This window comes from Streptomyces atratus, from assembly GCF_040655115.1.
Lineage (GTDB): Bacteria > Actinomycetota > Actinomycetes > Streptomycetales > Streptomycetaceae > Streptomyces > Streptomyces atratus_D.
This window is the reverse complement of the sequence record NZ_JBFAJH010000087.1, coordinates 1-16,765: the sequence shown is the minus strand read 5'-3', so window position 1 is coordinate 16,765 and position 16,765 is coordinate 1. Positions and strand designations below refer to the sequence as shown.

The window sequence follows — 16,765 nt, the reverse complement described above, 5'->3', positions numbered from 1 at the left end:
CTCCGCGACGTTCTTGATCTAGTCAATCCAGATCATCGCAGGCCAGGGGCACCCTTTTACTGTCAAGACGTCAGTTCACAGGCGGACAAACGCTACAGCTGAATACATGAGGTCAACCCGTACCACCCGGGGGCGACCGTGTCTCGTATGTCCGGGTAGCGCTGCTGCCATTCCGCGTCCAGGGCCTACGGGCCCCCGCCCCGACGGGATGTTGTTGCGGTGCAGGTAACCGGCGTACACCTGATGTGCACAGGCAGGTACGGACGAGGGCGCACAGGCTCGGCGGTGGCCGGCTCAGACCACGACGGGAGCCCAGGGCCCGTGGTGCTACGGTGCCGTTCGAACCGACGGGCAGGGGGAGTGCGCGTGGAGTGGGGGACGTTGATCGCGACGCTGGGCGGCGCCGTGATCGCGATATCCGGGACCGTTCTGGCAGACCGTATGCGCACGCGACAGGAGGTCGATCGAAGCCTCGGTGTTCGACGGCGCGAGGTGTACATCGGCGCGAGGTGTACATCGAGTTCATCGCTGCCGCGGGCGCCGCGCATACGCAGCTGCGCCAGCTCGCGCAGGTCCCTGATGCCGCTACAGACTTGGAGTCGGCCAGCCGCGCCGCTTTGGCCGACGCCAGGCTCTACGAGGTACGGGAGAGGCTGTTCATCGACGCCGGCGCGACGATCGCCGGCGCGGGCCAGGCGATGTTCGAGCAGCTCCGCGCACTGCGCAGCGCGGTCGCCGCAGGTGCGCCGGTGTCCTCGCCCGCCTTCCACCCATACATCGCGGCGGTGTGGGCCTACCGAGTCGCGGTCCGCGACGAACTGGAGGGTCACTCTCTCTCACCCGCGGTCTTCGGCTGGCATGCCTGGGATGGCAGAGAGCGATGCCCCTTGTGCAGCAGAAATCTTGCGGGCACGAGCTGACCCGTGGCCCACGGGTGACGGCGATGCCCATGTGATCTCGTGAGGGCAGGCGCGTTCATGACGGCGGATGGCCGTCGAATCAGCGTCCCTGCGATGTTCAACGGGCGGACCACGAGATCGAAGAGGGACGTCGAAGAAAGCGTGCCGTAAGGGCCGACACTCCCGACCGGGATCTGCGCAGGGCGGCGATTCGGACGAGTTGATCCGGACCGCCACCGTCGGCACACTCGGCAGCCATGGCACACGCCCGATGGCCGTTGAACTGCTGGTACGCCTCCTGGCCGACCCGTCGAAGCAGGTGCGGGCGGCTGCCCTCAGTCCCCTCGGCTTCCTCCACCACCCTGGGCCCCTGCCTGCCATACGTCGCCTCGCAGGCGACGACAGTCCCCATGTCCGCGCCCGGGCGGCCATCGCCATGAGCCGCTTCCCAACTCCCGACTCGGGTGTCGACCCCAGCGGAGCAATAGTCAAGAGTTGTGGATCACCTGGGAACTGTACGGATCGGAGCCTCAGGTTCCGATCGCATGGCTGACCCCTGTCTGCCAGGCCCAGCCGTTGCCGGCGTCGAGCGAGATATTGAGGAAGGCCATCTCCTCCAGTGCCCTGGCCATCCGCAACCCGCCGGCGTCAACCGGACGGATGCCCAACGAGGCGAGGAGTTCGGCGACGACCTTCTTGGCCTCGGCGTCGTCACCGGCGTAGAAACCGGTGAGGCGCAGTTCCCCTTCGACGGGGGTCCCGAGACGGCCGGCGAAGACCGTGTTGAACGCTTTGACCACCGGCACGCCGGGGAGGGCGCGCTGCAACGCGCCGAGGCGAACCTGGTCTTCCAGGTGATCTCCAAGCGCTACGAAAAGGGTTCGATCATCCTCACGTTGAAGAAGAAAGGTACGCGACTGGGGATCTGAGTCCGTACGCCGGCGATACCAGCGGCTTGATCGCCAGAACCCTCATTGGATCTGCACCCGAAGCAGTTCGTCGCCTCCGTGTCCAAGGCGCTCAAGGAGGCGGCAAAGAAAGCAACGCGATGAGGGCCCACCTCCCTCCGGGAGAATGGGCCCTCATTTCGCGAGGCGGCAGGCTTCAGCTGCAGGACCGGTAGTCGTAACCGGCCTTCCGCCAAGCACCGTCGCCGTCAACGAATTGGTAGTTTCCGTCTGTGTCGCGCTTCAAGTCGAAGCGGTGGGCGGTGCCGACGTATATCAAATTCAGGGTCTGGCCGGCGGCCTCACTACCACCTGTCCAGCCAACCCAGCCGCCCGCACGGCCGAATGTCCCCTTACCGACTACCCCGTCGACGGTCAGCAGCCCGTCCCCGTACGACTGCTGCCACGCCTTGGTCGCGTTGTAGGTCTGGGTACCGAAGATCCCGTCGATGTCAGAGCTTGAGGCGATCTTGCCGTCTGCCCACAGGATCTTCTGCCACAAGCATGTGGCGTTGGAATACGCGTGTGTGCTGGTCGACAGGACGCCCTCGTTGTTCCAGTCGTCGCCGAAGGTGCCGGCACCGTAGACGTAGGCAAGACCACTGAAAGTTCCGCTCGCCGCGGCCGGGGTGGTGCCCGCGGCAAGGACTGCGGCGGCCACTGCTCCCACCGTGCACGCGCCCAGCTTGACGCGCTTGGTGTACCAACTCATGAAGCCTCCTGGATTCGGGTCAGTCCGCCGACGATCAAGGCAGCGGCGACCGTAACGCTGATGGCGTCTGACCGGATGTGCATGGTTCTCGCTGCCATATGCCGGCGGATTCGGCACGCCCTGTGATCGCTACCCAAGCGCATGGTCGGTAGGCACGTCGTTGACGATGCGCGCCAGGTACTTGACGATGCGCGCCGACATCCCGCGCGACATTCGGGGTGGCGCCGGTTCAGGTGATCTGCAGGGCCGGGGTGGTTCACATGGATCACCAACCTGGCCCGTGCTGCACGGGTCAGGTTGTGGAGGCAGGGCCGGGCGGCAGGTGAACCGTCATGATCAGGTGGCAGGTTTCCTTGCCGGAGCCGCGGTAAGCGTGCGGGGCATCGCCGTCGAAGGTGGCGGTCTGTCCGGCTTCGACGGGGTGCTCGGTGCCGTCGACGACCACGGTCATCCGGCCGGAGGTGACGCTGACGGTTTCCACGACTCCGGCTTGGTGGGGGTGGCTGGGGTACTCCTCGCCGGGCTCCAGTCTCCAACGCCAGACCTCGACCGGGGCCGGGCCTGAGGTCGTCAGCATGAGCCGGGCTTCGCTGCCCTGTGCTCCGGTCCACAGGGGGGCCACGGCGTTGGCGGTCACGATGCGGACACGACCTTCGGCCGGTCCTTCCATCAGTGCGGACACCGAGATGCCGAGAGTGTCGGCCAGCCGGACCAGGGTGGCGAAGTTGGGGTTGCCCTGGGCTTTCTCCAGTCCCACCAGTGCGCCCTTGCTGACCTGGGCACGTCGGCCGAGCTCGTCCAGGGACAGGCCGGCGCGAGTGCGGGCCGCCCTGACGTTGTGCGCGAGCGTCCGCAGGGCTGCGGCTGTCTCGGTCATCCGATCACCATCCTCGCGAGTGGACCACTGGAATGCACCGTGCGGTCGTTTGGTTGCACACCCCGGTCGATCCATTGTACTGTTCGGTCGTTCTATTGAAATAGTAAGGGATGTACCGTGATCGCTCTGCTGCTGGCCCTGGGCAGCTCACTCGCGTACGGGTGCGCCGACTTCCTCGGCGGCCTCGGCGCCCGTAGGGCTCATGTGCTGCGTACCGTGATGATCGCGGCCCCGGCCAGTCTCGCGGTCGAGGTGCTGCTGTGGCCGTTCCTCGGCGCCTCGTTCAGCGCCGGTGCTCTCGGCTGGGGCGCCGCGTCCGGGGTCGCCTCGGCCGCCGCGTTCGCGCTGCTTTACCGCACCCTGGCGATCGGTCCGATGAACGTGCTGTCGCCCGTGACCGCCGTGGTGTCCGCCGCGCTGCCCGTCGGTGTGGGTCTGCTGCAGGGCGAGCACCTGGGTACGGCCGGGCTGGTGGGCTTGCCGCTCGCGCTGGTGGCGGTGGTGCTGGTCAGCGCCGGACACGGCGCCGGGTCTGCGCGCCCTTCACGTACGGCGCTGCTGCTGGCCCTAGGTGCGGGCGCCGCTATCGCCCTTCAGCTGATCTTTCTGCACCAGGCGCCGTCCGACAGCGGGGTGGCGCCGCTGATCGTGGGCCGGGCGGTCTCCTCGGCCGTCACCCTGGCCGCAGCAGGGCTGATGCTCCGCAAGCTCGGATCCGAGCGCCCCGCCTACACGATGTCGGCAGCCGCCGGTGTGCTGGACTCCGTGGCGAACCTGCTGTTCCTGCTCGCCGCCCGCAGCGGGGACCTCGCCGTCGTCGCTGTGATCACCGCCCTCTACCCGGCTGGCACGGTCCTGCTCGCCCGCAGCGTGCTTGCCGAACGCATCCACGGCGGCCAGATCGTCGGCCTGGGTACCGCCGCCGTCGCCGTCAGCCTCCTCGCCCTGACCTGAGCGAGCCCGCAGCCCACCCCTCTGCACAAGGAGAACCGCATGTTCATCCAGCCCTGGGACGCCGGCCTGGACGAAGCCGAATGGCAGACCTGGATCGCCGAAGGACACGACTTCGGAATCCTGAGCGTCAACGGCCTGCATGGCCACCCGCCCATCGTTGTACCCACCCACTTCACCAGCGACGGACCCCACCTCCTGGTCCACCTCGCCCGGCCCAACCCGGTCTGGAAGGCGATCGAGCACGACCCCAACGTCCTCCTCACCGTCATCGGCGACTATGCCTTCATCCCGGGCCCCTGGCGCGCCAAGGCCGGCACCCCGCTCCACGACGGCGTCCCCACCAGCTACTACACGGCTGTCCAGTTCACCTGCCGCGCCAGCATCGTCGATGATCCCGCGGCCAAGGCCGAGCTGCTGCGTCGCCAGCTCGGCCACTTCCAGCCCGACGGCGACCACGCCCCCGTCATCGTTGATCAGCCCCCCTACGGCCGGATGCTGCCCGGCATCCGCGGCCTGAGCCTGGAAGTCACCGAAGTAATGGCCAAGTTCAAATACGACGACCACAAACCCGTCGAGCACCGCACCGCCGTCGCCGACCGCCTCACCGCACGCGGCCAGCGCCTCGACGCCCCCACCGCACGCCAGCAGCGCCGCCGCCTGGACCGCATCGGCCCCTGGAAACCCTGACCCCTACCCCCCACGCGCACACGAAACGGAACCCCCGCACATGACCGACTTCCGCCTCGCCCCCGCCATCGCAGACGCCTTCCCCGACACCCTCATTGCCCTGGTCACCGCCACCGGCATGTGCGGCCACGAACCCTGGCCCCAGACCGCCGCCGCCCTGGAAGACTTGGAGCAGTGGCTCGCCGACGGCACCTGGCGGCCCGCCGACGAGACCGACCCCCGTATCGAGGCGTGGCACACCGCCTACCGCTCCTTCGGCACCAACCCCCGCCGCATCCGCCCCAGCGTCGACGCGCTCGGCCGGCGCTTCGCGAAGAAGGGAACCCTGCCGCGCATCAACCCGGCCGTCGACTCCTACAACGGCGTCTCCGTGCAGCACGGCCTGCCGGCCGGCGCCTTCGACCTGGACCGCGTCACCGGCGACATCGACATCCGCCACGCAGACGGCACCGAGTCCTTCACCCCGCTCGGCGAACCCGACACCGTCGAGAACCCCAAGCCCGGCGAGATCATCTACGCGGACACCACCGGCGTCCTGACCCGCCACTGGAACCACCGTGACGCCCACCGTACCCGCGTCACCGAGGACTCCACGCACGTGGCCTTCGTCCTCGAAACCCTCCACGCCCGCCGTGACGGCCACCTCCTCAAGGCCGCAGCGGAGGAGTTGCAGGGACTGCTTGCCCTTCACGCCGAACAGACCGCCGTGTATTACCTCAGCCCGGCACAGTCCCGGGTCACCGTCTGAGGACCTTCACCGCCCCCTCGGCCCCCGGTGTCGCGCCAGGAAAGCCCCCGCAGATCCCGTGGAATTCTCCGGGCAGCGGTGACACGCAGGCTCACACGCGCTGGTTCAGGGTTCTTGTCGGCTCACGGCTGGCGGCGCGGGTGGCCTCAGAGTCCTCGCTGGTCGTCGAGGTCGTCTTCCTGTCGCACGGCGAAGTCGTCCAGCCGGCCGTGCAGGGGCTGTCCCCGGGATGACCCTGACCGTCCGGCCGGGGCGAGGGATGGCGACGGACTCGTCGCAGGGCCATGAGGCCCGCGGTGACCGCGTCTTCCTCGGACGCAGGTTGAGGTGTTGTCGGGGCCAGGCTCACCGGGCCTCCCTCTCACCGGTGAGACGGGGCGAAGGGAAACGATCGACAGCCGTGCGCAGGCGTGACGGGGGCCGGGTGCAAATAGGGGCGGGCCAGGCGGGGTTCTTGTGACCAGCAGGGCCTGAACCTCGTCCAGCGTTCCTCCGGCGTCCACGACGTGGCTATTGCTGCATCAAGCAACATTCGCCCTCTTGGCTGGGTCGGCTCCGTCGTGCAATAGAAGCCGGCGCTGCGGGTTGCCCCCCTCGCCGCAAGGGGCGGGCCCAGAGGGTGGGAGGCACGCTAGGGTCGGCTCCATGGACAGCGACGAGGATGCCCTTTTAGCGGAGCAGGTCGCCTACTACCGGGCCCACGCGGGCCAGTACGACCGGCCTTATTCCGAGCGCGAGGACCTGCGGGAGTTGCTGGCTGCGGCCGACGACCTCCCGATCGTGGGAGATGTGCTGGAGTTGGCCTGCGGAACGGGCCAGTGGACCAAGGCGCTCGCTGCGCGGGCGCGCTCAGTGACCGGTGTCGACGTGTCGGACGAGACGCTGGGCATCGCGCGTGCACGGGTTGCCTCCCCCAACGTCCAGTTCATCCAGGCCGACCTGTTCACCTGGCGGCCGCAGCGCCGCTACGACACTGTGTTCTTCGCCTTCTGGCTCTCCCACATCCCGCCGTCCCGCCTACCCGACTTCTGGAACACAGTCGCCGCCGCGCTCGCACCAAACGGCAAAGCCATCTTCATCGACGATGGCCCCGGCGAGGCCGCGCGCGAAAAAGTTCTCGACCAGCAGCCCATCCCTGCGGTGCTGCGTCGGCTCGACGACGGCAGCCCGTATCGCATCGTGAAGGTCTTCCACGACGCCGGCAAGCTCACTGATGACCTTGCCGCACTGGGGTGGTCGGCCGATGTCCGCGACGTGGGCGGCAGCTTCATCGTCGGCATCGCGGACACAATTACTTCCCGCACGTGACCACGAAGCGGTGCCGACGGGTGGCAGAGTGGGCGGGGGTCAACAACGTGGAGATCGCCTACACGCCTACAAACTCCTTGTGGCTGAACCGGATCGAGGCCCAGTTCACCGCCCTGCGCTACTGCACCCTCGACGGCACGGACCACGCCAGCCACAAGGAGCAAGGCAGCATGATCCGCTGCCACATCATCTGGCGGAACAAGCACGCCTCTGACACCCATCTACGCGAGGTCGTCAACAGGGCGAACGTTGCCTGACGCGGCACTGGCCGTTGCGTGCCGGCACATCCGGGGCCCGACTCTGCGGCCCGGACCCGCCCGCCCCGACAGCGCCTCGCACAGTTCCCCGATCGCGTCGGTGGTCATCGGCGAGCCGCAGGGCGGCCGGAAAAGGTTGACCAGCAGGAAATCGCTCGCGCCCTCCCCGAGCCGTTCGTACCGCTCCAGCACGTACCGGTCGGCGGCCGGCCTGCACCACCAGGAAGTCCACCGGCATCACCCACGGTTTTCTCGACTTCGGCCACGCACCATTGGCGTTCTGCCGCCGGACACCGCGACTGGGGATCGCCCGCGTGCTGGTTGCGGGAGACGTTCCGCTCCTATTACTGGCAGCGGCAAGGCACTTGGACACGGTGGACCCACTCGGACACAGGTGCGCTGCCTCTGCACGAACGCGTGGGAACGACAATCCGGCGCAGCTCCACGGTCTACGGGAGGCCTTGAGCGCGAGATAGTGGCATGCCCTCGAGATGTGGCCGATCCGGCACGTACCCGATGTGTCAGATTTTGGGTTCTGGCTCAAATGCTGAGGAATCAGCCGTGATGGTGCGAATCCGCCTGGAGTCGACGGATGCATCGAAGGCCACTTGGTCGACCGTCGGCCGCGTGTGGGCACTCAAATTCCGCTCTGTGAAACTTTGGTCAGTACCCCGGAAATACTGGGCCGTCCCGGTCGCGCCCACCGATCTGATGGTCGCCCCCGCACCGGACGTGGAACGGTCGACAACGCGGCGCACACGGGACGTCTCGGCGGGTCCCCGGACGTCGCGGACTTCCTGACGAACCTCGGCACGGTTCTGCTTCTGGGGGCTTTGCCCGCGGTGCCCGGCTCGATGCATGGCCTGACCGTCAAGCGTCGGCACGGAATCATCGACGAACTCGTCGCCCAGGAGCTGGTGCGGCGGGAGGACAAGTCGTACCAGTGCGGGACGCCACGTCCGGGTGCCGTTTGAGGGGCGTCGGCTCAAGAGTCGGAGGCGGCGGCGCAACAGCATGCGTGCCGATTCCACCTCACCCATTGGTGGGGAAGGGCTCATACCTCAGGCTCTTGGGGGAGTTGGTAGGTGTGCCCAAAGGCTCGCCTGACTGCAGTAGCCCGGCGCGCGCAACGCACCTCCTATGGCAAAACTATTGGCCATACGCGCTCCCGCCGTCCCTCTCGGCGAAAGACTTAAGAAGGTTTTTCCTGTGCGTTTGTACCGAATAGTGCTGTGGGTCACGGTTCCCATGGCCGTTTCTCTCTTGGCGGCACCGGCCGGAGTGACGAAAGCCGCCGCCATCGGCGGGACGATGCCGGAAGGCCCTCCTTCGGTGTGGCGGGCCGAGGCAGTTCCGGAGACGGTTATCGATTCCGCGCGGCCATTCCCGGTCCTCGGAACGACGGCCGTGGAAATCCCCCACGCAGCGCCTCGGCCCTCCATCGTGTCGCGTACGCAATGGCGGGCCGACGAGACCCGGCGTGACCCCCATGCCCACTACGCAGAAGGGGTGACGGCGGTCTTCATCCATCACACCGACACCCCCAACGACTACGACTGCGCGGACGTTCCGAGGACCCTGCGTAATCTGTACACGGGCCAGACCCGTGACCAGAGATGGGGAGACCTCGGCTACAACTTCCTCGTCGATAAATGCGGCACCATTTACGAAGGCCGTGCCGGCGGTGCCGACCGCCCGGTCATCGGCTCCCACACCATCGGGTTCAACCAGGGAACCGCGGGGATCGCGGCGATCGGCACCTTCGGACGAGGGACGCCGGTGCCGGCAGCTATGGAACATGCGATCGCGGCCCTCGCCGCCTGGAAGCTCGGCTTGCGCGACGTCGACGCCACCAGCAGGGTGCGGCTCACGTCCACAAATGACAAGAGCCGCTATGCCAAGGGCAGTTCGGCCGAATTCTTTGCCATCTCCGGCCATCGCGACGGCTATGCCACTGACTGCCCCGGGGAGGCGCTGTTCGCCCGACTCCCCGCGATCCGGAAGATTGCGGCCGGCCTCCAGAGCAGGTCTGCACGAGCGTCTTCCGGTGCCGACCTCCTCACGACTTTGCAGAGCCTCCACCGCGGCAGTCATTGACGGTCATCACAACCCGATATGCCAACGGTGTCTACGAAGCCGACTTCTCCTCACTTCACCCGAACGGGCTATTGGATCTCGGAACGAAGTCCTCGGCTGTCGATCGTGATCTTCATGCCTGAAATGTGGCCTGTCGCCGGTAGTGACTGGTGGCTCTTCATGGATAAGCCTGGGTGAGCCGCTTTTCGGGTAGCCGAACCGTCGCAGATGGATCACCTTCACCGGGCACTTCAGCCGCCGGGTCTATCGAGACACCACGCCTTCAGCGCGCCCGTCGTTGCCGCAAGGCTTCCCCGCCGGCAACACGTCGTGCGGCTGGTCTCGACCCGCCTACTCACTTCGAGGCGACCGCTCTGGCCACCGGGTCGCGCCGAGTGCTGCGGGAAATTCCGAGCGCGACGTGTCAGCGACACCGGCGGGCGTTGAGCCGGGCGGCCTGGCGCGTCAGGTGGTCGCGCTCGGCGAGGTTGGGTGCCTTGTGGGCCGCCTCGGCGTACAGCCGTGCCGCCGTCGCCAGGTCGCCGTCGCGCTCGTGGAGGTACGCCGCCACCGCGGCGTGGCGGGGCAGCGAGGCGTCCAGCGCCGCGAGCGCCGCCAGGCCGGCGCGCGGTCCGTCGGCCTCGCCGACGGCCACCGCACGGTTGAGCCGGACGACCGGGCTGTCAGTCAGGCGCGTGAGCTCGTCGTACCACTCGACGATCTGTACCCAGTCGGTCTCTTCGGCGGCGGGCGCGTCAGCGTGGAGTGCCGCGATGGCGGCCTGGGCCTGGAACTCGCCCAGCCGGTCGCGGGCGAGGGCCGCCTGCAGGATCTCGACGCCCTCGGCGATCGACTCGGTGTCCCACCGGCCGCGGTCCTGCTCGGCGAGCGGCACCAGACTGCCGTCGGGCGCGGTCCGGGTGGCGCGCCGGGCGTGGTGGAGCAGCATGAGGGCGAGCAGCCCCTCCACCTCGGGGTGATCGATCGCGGTCGCGAGGTGCCGGGTGAGCCGGATGGCCTCGGCGGCGAGGTCGACGTCCCCGGAGTAGCCCTCGTTGAAGACCAGGTAGAGGACGCGCAGCACGGTGGCGACGTTGCCGGGCTGGTCGAACCGCACGCTGGAGACGGTGCGCTTGGCCCGGCTGATGCGCTGCGCCATGGTCGCCTCGGGCACCAGGTAGGCCTGGGCGATCTGGCGGGTGGTCAGCCCGCCGACGGCGCGCAGTGTGAGCGCGACCGCGGACGACGGCGTCAGCGACGGGTGGGCACACAGGAAGTAGAGCTGGAGCGTGTCGTCCACCCCGGGCGCGGGCCCGGGCGCCGGCTCCTCGTCGACGAGGTCCTCACGCCGGCGGCGGGCGGCGTCCGCCCGGGTCGCGTCGAGGAACCGGCGCCAGGCCACGGTGACCAGCCAGCCCTTCGGGTCCCGCGGCGGGTCGGCCGGCCAGACGCGGACCGCCTCGACCAGCGCGTCCTGCACGGCGTCCTCGGCCGCCGCGAAGTCGGCTCCGCGGCGGACGAGGATCCCGAGCACGCTCGGTGTGAGGCTCCGGAGCAGGACCTCGTTCATCGATGGGGGCACTCCGTGATGGTGGGCGGCGCGGCCAGGAACGGGCGCAGCTCGAGCCACTCGTGGATCGGCTTCCCGCCCGCCCCAGGGGCGGCAGACAGGTCCCCGGCCAGCTCGACGGCGCGCTCGTAGCTGTCGACGTCGATCACCATCCAGCCGGCGATGAGGTCCTTGGTCTCGGCGAATGGACCGTCGGTGACCGGCGGGCGTCCCTCGCCGTCGTACCGGACGAACGTCCCCTCGGGGGCGAGCGCCTGACCGTCGACGAACTCGCCGGTCTTCTCGAGCCGGGCCGCGAAGTCGTTCATGTACTGCACGTGGGCCGAGATCTCCTCCGGTGTCCACTGGTCCATGGGCACGTCGTTCACCGAAGCCGGGGCGCCTCGGTAGTGCTTGAGCAGCAAGTACTTTGCCATGGTGTTTCTCCTCGGTGCTGGTGCGACCCATTCTGGTCGCGTTCACCGCGGGGACGGAGCCAGTCACGGGTTCTCGACATCGCCATCCGTTCTTTTGGCTCTCGTGGATGAGCCCGGTTGCGCGTCTCGCGGTCTCCAGGGCGGCCGGCCAGAGCCGGTAGTAGCTGTAGGGCTCGTCTTGGGTCGCTCCGCATGGTGTCCGTAGTCCGGCCCCGGCCGCCCATGGCAGAGATGGCAGGGCTCAGGGCTGAAAGAGGCCGACAAGGCGAGTGTGCATGTCAGGCCCGTGCCCGATTTCCCTACGAATGATCGAGTCCCCGCCGCAGGGCGAGGGCTCGCCGGTCTGTGCCCGAGACGTTCACCAGGCCGCCCCCTGGCCTGTCGCTGATCACCGTAATCATCGTTCCAAGGACCAGCGCCCTGCACCCAACTCGGAAGGCTTCACCACAGGAGGGCTGAAGGCCGTGATGACATGCCCGCTGCCGTCCATTTCCGTGTGCCCGAAGCGCCTATACAGGAGGCCACTGGTGTGCTGGGCTGCCTCGCCACTCCACCCATCGAGGATCGTCAAGAACTTCTTCCGGATCGGACAGGCCGGCCCTCTCAAGGAACGCGACCACCTCGCGATCGGAGTGAGCCAGCCCAAGGACCTCGTCCCCGCCGGTCCGGTGCACGCTCACTACCCGCCCGCCCGTGGGGGACGGGGTATGCACGACAATCAGCGCGCCAGCCATGTAATCAGAATGCCGCTGTTCCACCCGCGCCGCAGGTCGGATGGCCCAAGTGCCGTGCGTGCTCCTCGATCAAGTAGATCAAGGAGACGCCGCGCGCAAGAGGGCTGCTCGGGACTGTCCTCGGCGGTCGAGTGTCCACGCATGGCCACTATGCCTGTACGGTCCGCTCCAACCGCATCCTCGGCGAGAGGGCTTGTCAGCCCCGCCTGCACAGAGGTGATCAGCACGACGTCGGGGGACAGCCGAGGAGTGCGGTGCCCGCGATCCGCTGGAGACCCTCACGGCAGAGACCGCTGGCCGCCTGGACGGAAATGCCGTACGCGAAGGTGGTGACGTAGCGCGCGAGGTGAGCCGGGTCGGCCTCCGGGGGCAGATTCGCCAGCGCCGTTGGCCTGCTCGAAGCGTTTGCGGGCGGCTTTCCCGCCGGCCTGGCGCCGGGCGATCAGTGCGTCACGGGCGTTGTGCGCCGACTCGCCGGCGGCGAGTGCGCTCCGCACGCCCATGGCCCCCGCCGGGCGGCCCGGCCGGGTCGTCGCGCCGACCGCCCCATGGAGAAGGGCCCCTCCACCGCTCAGCACCGCGTCATCCCCCGACCGCCCGACTTCGTCGCAACCGCCGCAGCCGTACTCTCCGGCCTGGAAGGCGTCCATCGGCGAACTTCAGCGCCTGGCGGCACGCTCGCTCGGTCGGCTGGGAACCGGATACGCCGTCGGGAAAGCCGAGATAGTTCTCGATACGGCTGCTCTGCCCGGCCTGCCCGGCCTGCCCGCCGGTCGCCTGCTGTTCCACCAAGACCGTACGCAGTCCCTCCGAAGCGCCGTAGACGGCAGCTCCCGGACCGGCCGGCCCACCACCGACCACCACCAGGTCGTAGAAGTCCGAGGCCGGAACGTTGCTGAGTCCGACCTGCGCGGCGAGCTCCCGCTCGGTGGGGGAGACCAGAGGCTTTCCGTCCGGAGTGATGACCAGCGGCACGTCTGCCGCGGACAACGCTGCGGCAGACAGCAGGCGCTCCCCTTCCGGCTCGTCGTACAACAGCCAGCGATAGGGCACGAAATTACGGGTGAGGAAGTCACGGACCGCGAAGGAGGGCGCGGACCAACGGTGCCCGACCACGCGGGTCTCCGTGTCTCCCGGATCCGGTGTGGCGTGCCACAGGTCCAGCAGTGTGTCGATCACCGGATAGAGGTTCTGTCCCGGCGGGCTCCAGGGCTTGAGGAGATTGTGGTCGAGGTCCACGACATTGACACGGGCGACCAGGAGGGCAGCTTCGTCGCTGGTGGGCTGTCCGGCGGGGAGCAGACCCGCGATGAGGGTTTCGCAGAGCGGGTCCAGGTCTTCGCTGTCCTTGCCGCGCAGGAGCTGCGCAAGCTCGGCCAGGCCCTGGTCGATCTCACGCTCGGACGATTCGACCAGGCCGTCGGTGTACAGCACGAGGAGGCTTCCCGGCGGCAGCATCAGCTCTACCGTCTCGAACGGCGGCTCTGCCGCCCAGGGGCGGATCCGGGACCAGATGCGGGAAGTACACGCTTCCGTCGGGATGGACCACCACCGGTGGTGGCTGGCCGGCGCGGGTGATGGAGCACATCCGGGTGGTGGAGTCGTACAGCTCGCCGATGACCAGCGCGACCTGTTCGGCGGAGAGAGGGATGACGTCGTACCAGTCGCCACCGACGTCCATGCCCTGTCCGGCGGCCAGGTAGCGGGCGGCGGTCGTGCACGCCGACAGCTCGGGCAGGCTCTGGGGGAGCAGCGCGCGCTGCAGCTCCTGGGAACGGGTGTGCTCGGCGTCGTACAGCCGCGCGCGTTCCAGGGCATGCGCGACCAGGGCGGCGATGGCGGTCAGCAGGGTGCGTTCTTCGTCGGCCAAACGGCGCGGCTGGTCGAACGAGATCACGCAGACACCGAAGGCGTGCCCGGAGGCGATCAACGGCAGGAACGCCCAGGCCTGCTTACCGATGTCCTGCGGGTGATCGGCCATAGTGGGATACCGCGCCACGTACTTCTGGGCTGAGGAGACGAACAGCGGCCCCTGAGTGGAGATCGCGTCCCAGACGGGGTCAGCCGTGACGCGCGAACTGCCGTCGACGCTTTCGAGGAAGGCGCGGGGGTAACCGACGGCTCCGACGTTGTGGACCCGGTCGCCCTCGACGGCCTGCACGACCAGGCCGGTGGCGCGGAACGGCGGCAGCACCCGCTGAGCCACCGCGTCCGCCACGTCCCGTGAGGTGGTCGCCTTGGCGACTGCTGCGGTCAGCTCGGTGATCCGGAAGGCGCGCTCGGCGGCGGCACGCTCGGCCTCGTGCCTGCGGATCTCGGTGACATCGGTGAAGTACAGAGTGACCCCGTCGGGCACCGGGACGAGTCGCAGGTGGTAGCGGCGTCCTGTGTCCGGCATCTGTACGTCGAAGCTTGCGGGTGTGGCTGCGGCGGCGGCCTTGCGGCGCCGGGCCTCCATGCCGGCGACCTGCCGAACGGCGGGCAGCGTCCACAGCACGCGGCTGAACAACTCCTCCTCGGAGGAGCCCAGCATTCCCTCCGCCTCCAGGTTGACGAAGGTGATCCGCCAGTCGTCGTCCACCGAAAGGAAGATGCGCGCGCCTGGGTCCAGCCGTATCTGCCGTCGGAGCGCCGTACCCGCCGTCGCTCATATGGCGCAGGGCATGGCCGACCGCGTCGCGAGCGGACCGGGACTCGTTGCTGTCCCACGCCGTCCCGATCATCCGGTGAGCCCACGATCGTGGATATGCCGGTGCAAAAATTTGCGGACCCGACGCGCGCGGCTGGTGTCGCAAGGCTGCCGAATCGCAGCGCTCAGTCAGGCATCTGCCTGCTCGCAGACGTCTGCAAGGCGGCCGAGTGCGGGTGGCCATGAACAGGCCGAAGCTTGGGTATGGATGCGCTGGTACCGCCAGAGGAGACACCTTCTGCTTCTGCCGGGGGGATCGACAGCCGAGGTGTACCTGAAACGCCCGGACGGCGGGCTGTGGGAGCACCCGCGCATCTGGGTCCGGCCGATCAGCTTCGGCGCGGTTCCTGTCGCGGCATTCTTCGTGACCCGCCTCTTCTTCCTGTAAGTGCAAACAAAGAAGTGAGGGCGTTCTGACTGGAGTTGACGATTCGGCATGGGGGCAGTGACGCACTACGACGTATCCGCCTCATCGCCTTCTCGGCCCGACCGCCGACCAGCGAGGAACCACGGACCTCCACCGGTCCCAGGCATCGTGTCGCAAAGCGCCACGGGAGTGGCCCGGCGGTCGGTCTCACTCCCGGTTCCGCACCTTCCCAGCCTGCTGGCGCAGGGACCGGCATCGCCTCCAGCACCAGCACCGCGAGGTCGTCGACCGGGCCCGTGTCGAAGGCGTGCACCGCCTGCCGCACGCGTTCCGCGACGGCTGTGGCACCCAGTCCCACGCACCCTCGCGGCACCTCGGAAAGTCCGTCGTCATCGTTCAACTGCCAATTCCCGCAATGGCGTTCTGTTACGCCGTCGGTCACGCACCGCAGAGTCTCACCCGGTGCGAGGCGGAAGGAGTTGGCGTGAAACTTTGCGTCCTCGTCGATCCCGAGCAGCATCTGCGGGTCCGCCATGGGCGCCATCGAGCCGTTGGGGGACAGTCGCAGTGGAAGTGGGTGCCCGGCGCCGGCGATCTTGCAGTGCGCGCCGCCCGCGACCGGGTCGAGTTCCAGCTCCCCGTAGAGGAGACTCAAGAACTGGGGCCGGGCCTGTCCGCCGCCGAGCGCCACGGCCTGGGCGCTCTCCTCCGCCATCGCGCCGTTCAGTTTGTCGAGGACCGACTCGACACCGTGGCCCTCGCGTGCCCGCGGCCGTGCCAGGTGCCCGGCCAGGTCGGTGACGGACATCGCCCGGGCGTGGCCGCACACGTCGCCGAACGGGAATCCCCAGCGGCGGCCTCTCATCGGGAACAGGTTGTGGAAGTCGCCGCCGACGGTCTCGCCGTGACCGCGCGGCCCATAGACGATCGCCGTGCGGGGTGAGGGTTGTTCATGGGTTGTGGGTGTGGGTGGTGGTTTGGGGTGGGGGTGGGGGTGCTGCCGGGTGGGTGAGGGGGTGTGGGTAAGTCGCCCGGAAGGACTAATCGTGTGCCAGGTGGGGCTATTTTCTTACTTTTTGACGGGCTGTCAGGCGATAGCGAGGTGTCTGGGGTGGTGTGTGTGTACACCCGGTCGGCCCTGTGGTGTCACGCCTTGGGTCTTTCCGATATGACAGCTAATGGGGCTGAAAGTACGTTCGTCTCAGGTCGGCTGCCCAGCCGGCGTCTCTGAGACAGGAAGAAGTGACATGACCACGCGTACCGTCGCTGTGACCGCCGCCGTTGTAGGCGCTGCGGTTCTGGCTACTACCGGCATTACGTATGCCTCGGCCGCCGGGTCCACCCAGGCTGCCCCGTCCGTCCAGCAGGCCGCTCCGGCCGTGGCTCCGCTGGGTGGTGACGGTGGGAACGGGAACGGGAACGGGAACGAGAACGGGTTCGGGAAGGGGAACGAGGGAGGTGAACGCGGGGGTTACGAAGGCGGCAACCGTGGCGGCAACGAGCGCCGTGGTCACCGTGAGGAGG

Annotated in this window: 14 protein-coding genes and 4 pseudogenes; 10 read left to right on the top strand and 8 right to left on the bottom strand. The window is 68.2% G+C overall.

Annotated elements, in window-relative coordinates; genetic code table 11:
- The first annotated feature begins 509 nt into the window (after positions 1 to 509).
- Both AB0I23_RS39650 and AB0I23_RS39645 read left to right on the top strand, forming a co-directional pair.
- Complete coding sequence (locus AB0I23_RS39650) at positions 510 to 920, top strand: CchlQ (RefSeq protein ID WP_359117812.1); 411 nt, start codon at positions 510 to 512, stop codon at positions 918 to 920.
- Positions 921 to 987: 67 nt separating this feature from the next.
- Complete coding sequence (locus AB0I23_RS39645) at positions 988 to 1,452, top strand: HEAT repeat domain-containing protein (RefSeq protein WP_359117809.1); 465 nt, start codon at positions 988 to 990, stop codon at positions 1,450 to 1,452.
- On the opposite strand, the gene AB0I23_RS39640 is transcribed toward AB0I23_RS39645, so the two are convergent.
- Positions 1,430 to 1,726, bottom strand: coding sequence for an NADPH-dependent F420 reductase (locus AB0I23_RS39640; protein ID WP_359117815.1), 297 nt, complete (start codon positions 1,724 to 1,726; stop codon positions 1,430 to 1,432). The genes AB0I23_RS39645 and AB0I23_RS39640 overlap by 23 nt on opposite strands.
- Here AB0I23_RS39640 and AB0I23_RS39635 point away from each other — a divergent pair.
- A pseudogene (locus tag AB0I23_RS39635) lies at positions 1,709 to 1,822 on the top strand (ATP-binding protein); the annotation flags it as partial. The gene AB0I23_RS39640 and the pseudogene AB0I23_RS39635 overlap by 18 nt on opposite strands.
- A gap of 181 nt (positions 1,823 to 2,003) precedes the next feature.
- On the opposite strand, the gene AB0I23_RS39630 reads toward AB0I23_RS39635, so the two are convergent.
- Together AB0I23_RS39630 and AB0I23_RS39625 are read right to left on the bottom strand one after the other, a co-directional pair.
- Positions 2,004 to 2,558 carry a peptidoglycan-binding domain-containing protein gene (locus AB0I23_RS39630; protein WP_359117806.1) on the bottom strand — a complete coding sequence of 185 codons (555 nt, stop codon included), beginning with the start codon at positions 2,556 to 2,558 and terminating at the stop codon, positions 2,004 to 2,006.
- A 292-nt stretch (positions 2,559 to 2,850) separates the two neighbouring features.
- Entirely contained in the window at positions 2,851 to 3,435 is a 585-nt protein-coding gene (locus AB0I23_RS39625) for a helix-turn-helix domain-containing protein (RefSeq protein WP_359117803.1), read from the bottom strand.
- 117 nt (positions 3,436 to 3,552) lie between these two features.
- On the opposite strand from AB0I23_RS39625, the gene AB0I23_RS39620 reads away from it, so the two are divergent.
- From AB0I23_RS39620 to AB0I23_RS39595, 6 genes and pseudogenes are all read left to right on the top strand, one after another.
- Positions 3,553 to 4,389, top strand: a complete 837-nt coding sequence (locus AB0I23_RS39620; RefSeq protein ID WP_359117800.1) for an EamA family transporter — start codon at positions 3,553 to 3,555, stop codon at positions 4,387 to 4,389.
- Between the two features lie 39 nt (positions 4,390 to 4,428).
- Complete coding sequence (locus AB0I23_RS39615) at positions 4,429 to 5,076, top strand: FMN-binding negative transcriptional regulator (RefSeq protein WP_359117798.1); 648 nt, start codon at positions 4,429 to 4,431, stop codon at positions 5,074 to 5,076.
- A gap of 40 nt (positions 5,077 to 5,116) precedes the next feature.
- Positions 5,117 to 5,824 carry a B3/B4 domain-containing protein gene (locus AB0I23_RS39610; RefSeq protein WP_359117795.1) on the top strand — a complete coding sequence of 236 codons (708 nt, stop codon included), beginning with the start codon at positions 5,117 to 5,119 and terminating at the stop codon, positions 5,822 to 5,824.
- A gap of 645 nt (positions 5,825 to 6,469) precedes the next feature.
- Positions 6,470 to 7,132 carry a class I SAM-dependent methyltransferase gene (locus tag AB0I23_RS39605; RefSeq protein ID WP_359117792.1) on the top strand — a complete coding sequence of 221 codons (663 nt, stop codon included), beginning with the start codon at positions 6,470 to 6,472 and terminating at the stop codon, positions 7,130 to 7,132.
- Positions 7,114 to 7,389, top strand: a pseudogene (locus tag AB0I23_RS39600) (transposase); the annotation flags it as partial. The gene AB0I23_RS39605 and the pseudogene AB0I23_RS39600, both read left to right, overlap by 19 nt.
- Positions 7,390 to 8,637: 1,248 nt before the next feature.
- Positions 8,638 to 9,486, top strand: coding sequence for a peptidoglycan recognition protein family protein (locus AB0I23_RS39595; RefSeq protein ID WP_359117789.1), 849 nt, complete (start codon positions 8,638 to 8,640; stop codon positions 9,484 to 9,486).
- 403 nt (positions 9,487 to 9,889) lie between these two features.
- Here the strand turns inward: AB0I23_RS39595 and AB0I23_RS39590 are convergent, their stop codons facing one another.
- The 5 genes and pseudogenes from AB0I23_RS39590 to AB0I23_RS39570 form a co-directional block, all read right to left on the bottom strand.
- Positions 9,890 to 11,035 carry an RNA polymerase sigma factor gene (locus AB0I23_RS39590; RefSeq protein ID WP_359117787.1) on the bottom strand — a complete coding sequence of 382 codons (1,146 nt, stop codon included), beginning with the start codon at positions 11,033 to 11,035 and terminating at the stop codon, positions 9,890 to 9,892.
- The gene (locus AB0I23_RS39585) at positions 11,032 to 11,451 is read right to left on the bottom strand and encodes a YciI family protein (RefSeq protein ID WP_359117784.1); all 420 of its coding nucleotides are present in this window, start codon (positions 11,449 to 11,451) and stop codon (positions 11,032 to 11,034) included. The genes AB0I23_RS39590 and AB0I23_RS39585 overlap by 4 nt, the downstream gene beginning before the upstream one ends.
- Positions 11,452 to 11,960: 509 nt before the next feature.
- The gene (locus tag AB0I23_RS39580; protein WP_359117782.1) at positions 11,961 to 12,185 is read right to left on the bottom strand and encodes a hypothetical protein; all 225 of its coding nucleotides are present in this window, start codon (positions 12,183 to 12,185) and stop codon (positions 11,961 to 11,963) included.
- Positions 12,186 to 12,809: 624 nt separating this feature from the next.
- Positions 12,810 to 14,911, bottom strand: a pseudogene (locus tag AB0I23_RS39575) (SpoIIE family protein phosphatase); the annotation flags it as partial.
- 292 nt (positions 14,912 to 15,203) lie between these two features.
- A complete protein-coding gene (locus AB0I23_RS39570; RefSeq protein ID WP_359117779.1) occupies positions 15,204 to 16,106 on the bottom strand; it encodes a PP2C family protein-serine/threonine phosphatase in 903 nt (300 codons plus the stop codon).
- A gap of 382 nt (positions 16,107 to 16,488) precedes the next feature.
- Here AB0I23_RS39570 and AB0I23_RS39565 point away from each other — a divergent pair.
- A pseudogene (locus AB0I23_RS39565) lies at positions 16,489 to 16,765 on the top strand (hypothetical protein); the annotation flags it as partial.

What these genes read in the sequence shown, in the direction of transcription:
- AB0I23_RS39595 (WP_359117789.1), top strand. Translation starts at nt 8,638, where the DNA reads ATGGCCGTTTCTCTCTTGGCGGCACCGGCCGGAGTGACGAAAGCCGCC.
- AB0I23_RS39610 (WP_359117795.1), top strand. Translation starts at nt 5,117, where the DNA reads ATGACCGACTTCCGCCTCGCCCCCGCCATCGCAGACGCCTTCCCCGAC.
- AB0I23_RS39625 (WP_359117803.1), bottom strand. Translation starts at nt 3,435, where the DNA reads ATGACCGAGACAGCCGCAGCCCTGCGGACGCTCGCGCACAACGTCAGG.
- AB0I23_RS39615 (WP_359117798.1), top strand. Translation starts at nt 4,429, where the DNA reads ATGTTCATCCAGCCCTGGGACGCCGGCCTGGACGAAGCCGAATGGCAG.
- AB0I23_RS39580 (WP_359117782.1), bottom strand. Translation starts at nt 12,185, where the DNA reads ATGGCTGGCGCGCTGATTGTCGTGCATACCCCGTCCCCCACGGGCGGG.
- AB0I23_RS39645 (WP_359117809.1), top strand. Translation starts at nt 988, where the DNA reads ATGGCCGTCGAATCAGCGTCCCTGCGATGTTCAACGGGCGGACCACGA.
- AB0I23_RS39605 (WP_359117792.1), top strand. Translation starts at nt 6,470, where the DNA reads ATGGACAGCGACGAGGATGCCCTTTTAGCGGAGCAGGTCGCCTACTAC.
- AB0I23_RS39590 (WP_359117787.1), bottom strand. Translation starts at nt 11,035, where the DNA reads ATGAACGAGGTCCTGCTCCGGAGCCTCACACCGAGCGTGCTCGGGATC.
- AB0I23_RS39630 (WP_359117806.1), bottom strand. Translation starts at nt 2,558, where the DNA reads ATGAGTTGGTACACCAAGCGCGTCAAGCTGGGCGCGTGCACGGTGGGA.
- AB0I23_RS39570 (WP_359117779.1), bottom strand. Translation starts at nt 16,106, where the DNA reads ATGAGAGGCCGCCGCTGGGGATTCCCGTTCGGCGACGTGTGCGGCCAC.
- AB0I23_RS39585 (WP_359117784.1), bottom strand. Translation starts at nt 11,451, where the DNA reads ATGGCAAAGTACTTGCTGCTCAAGCACTACCGAGGCGCCCCGGCTTCG.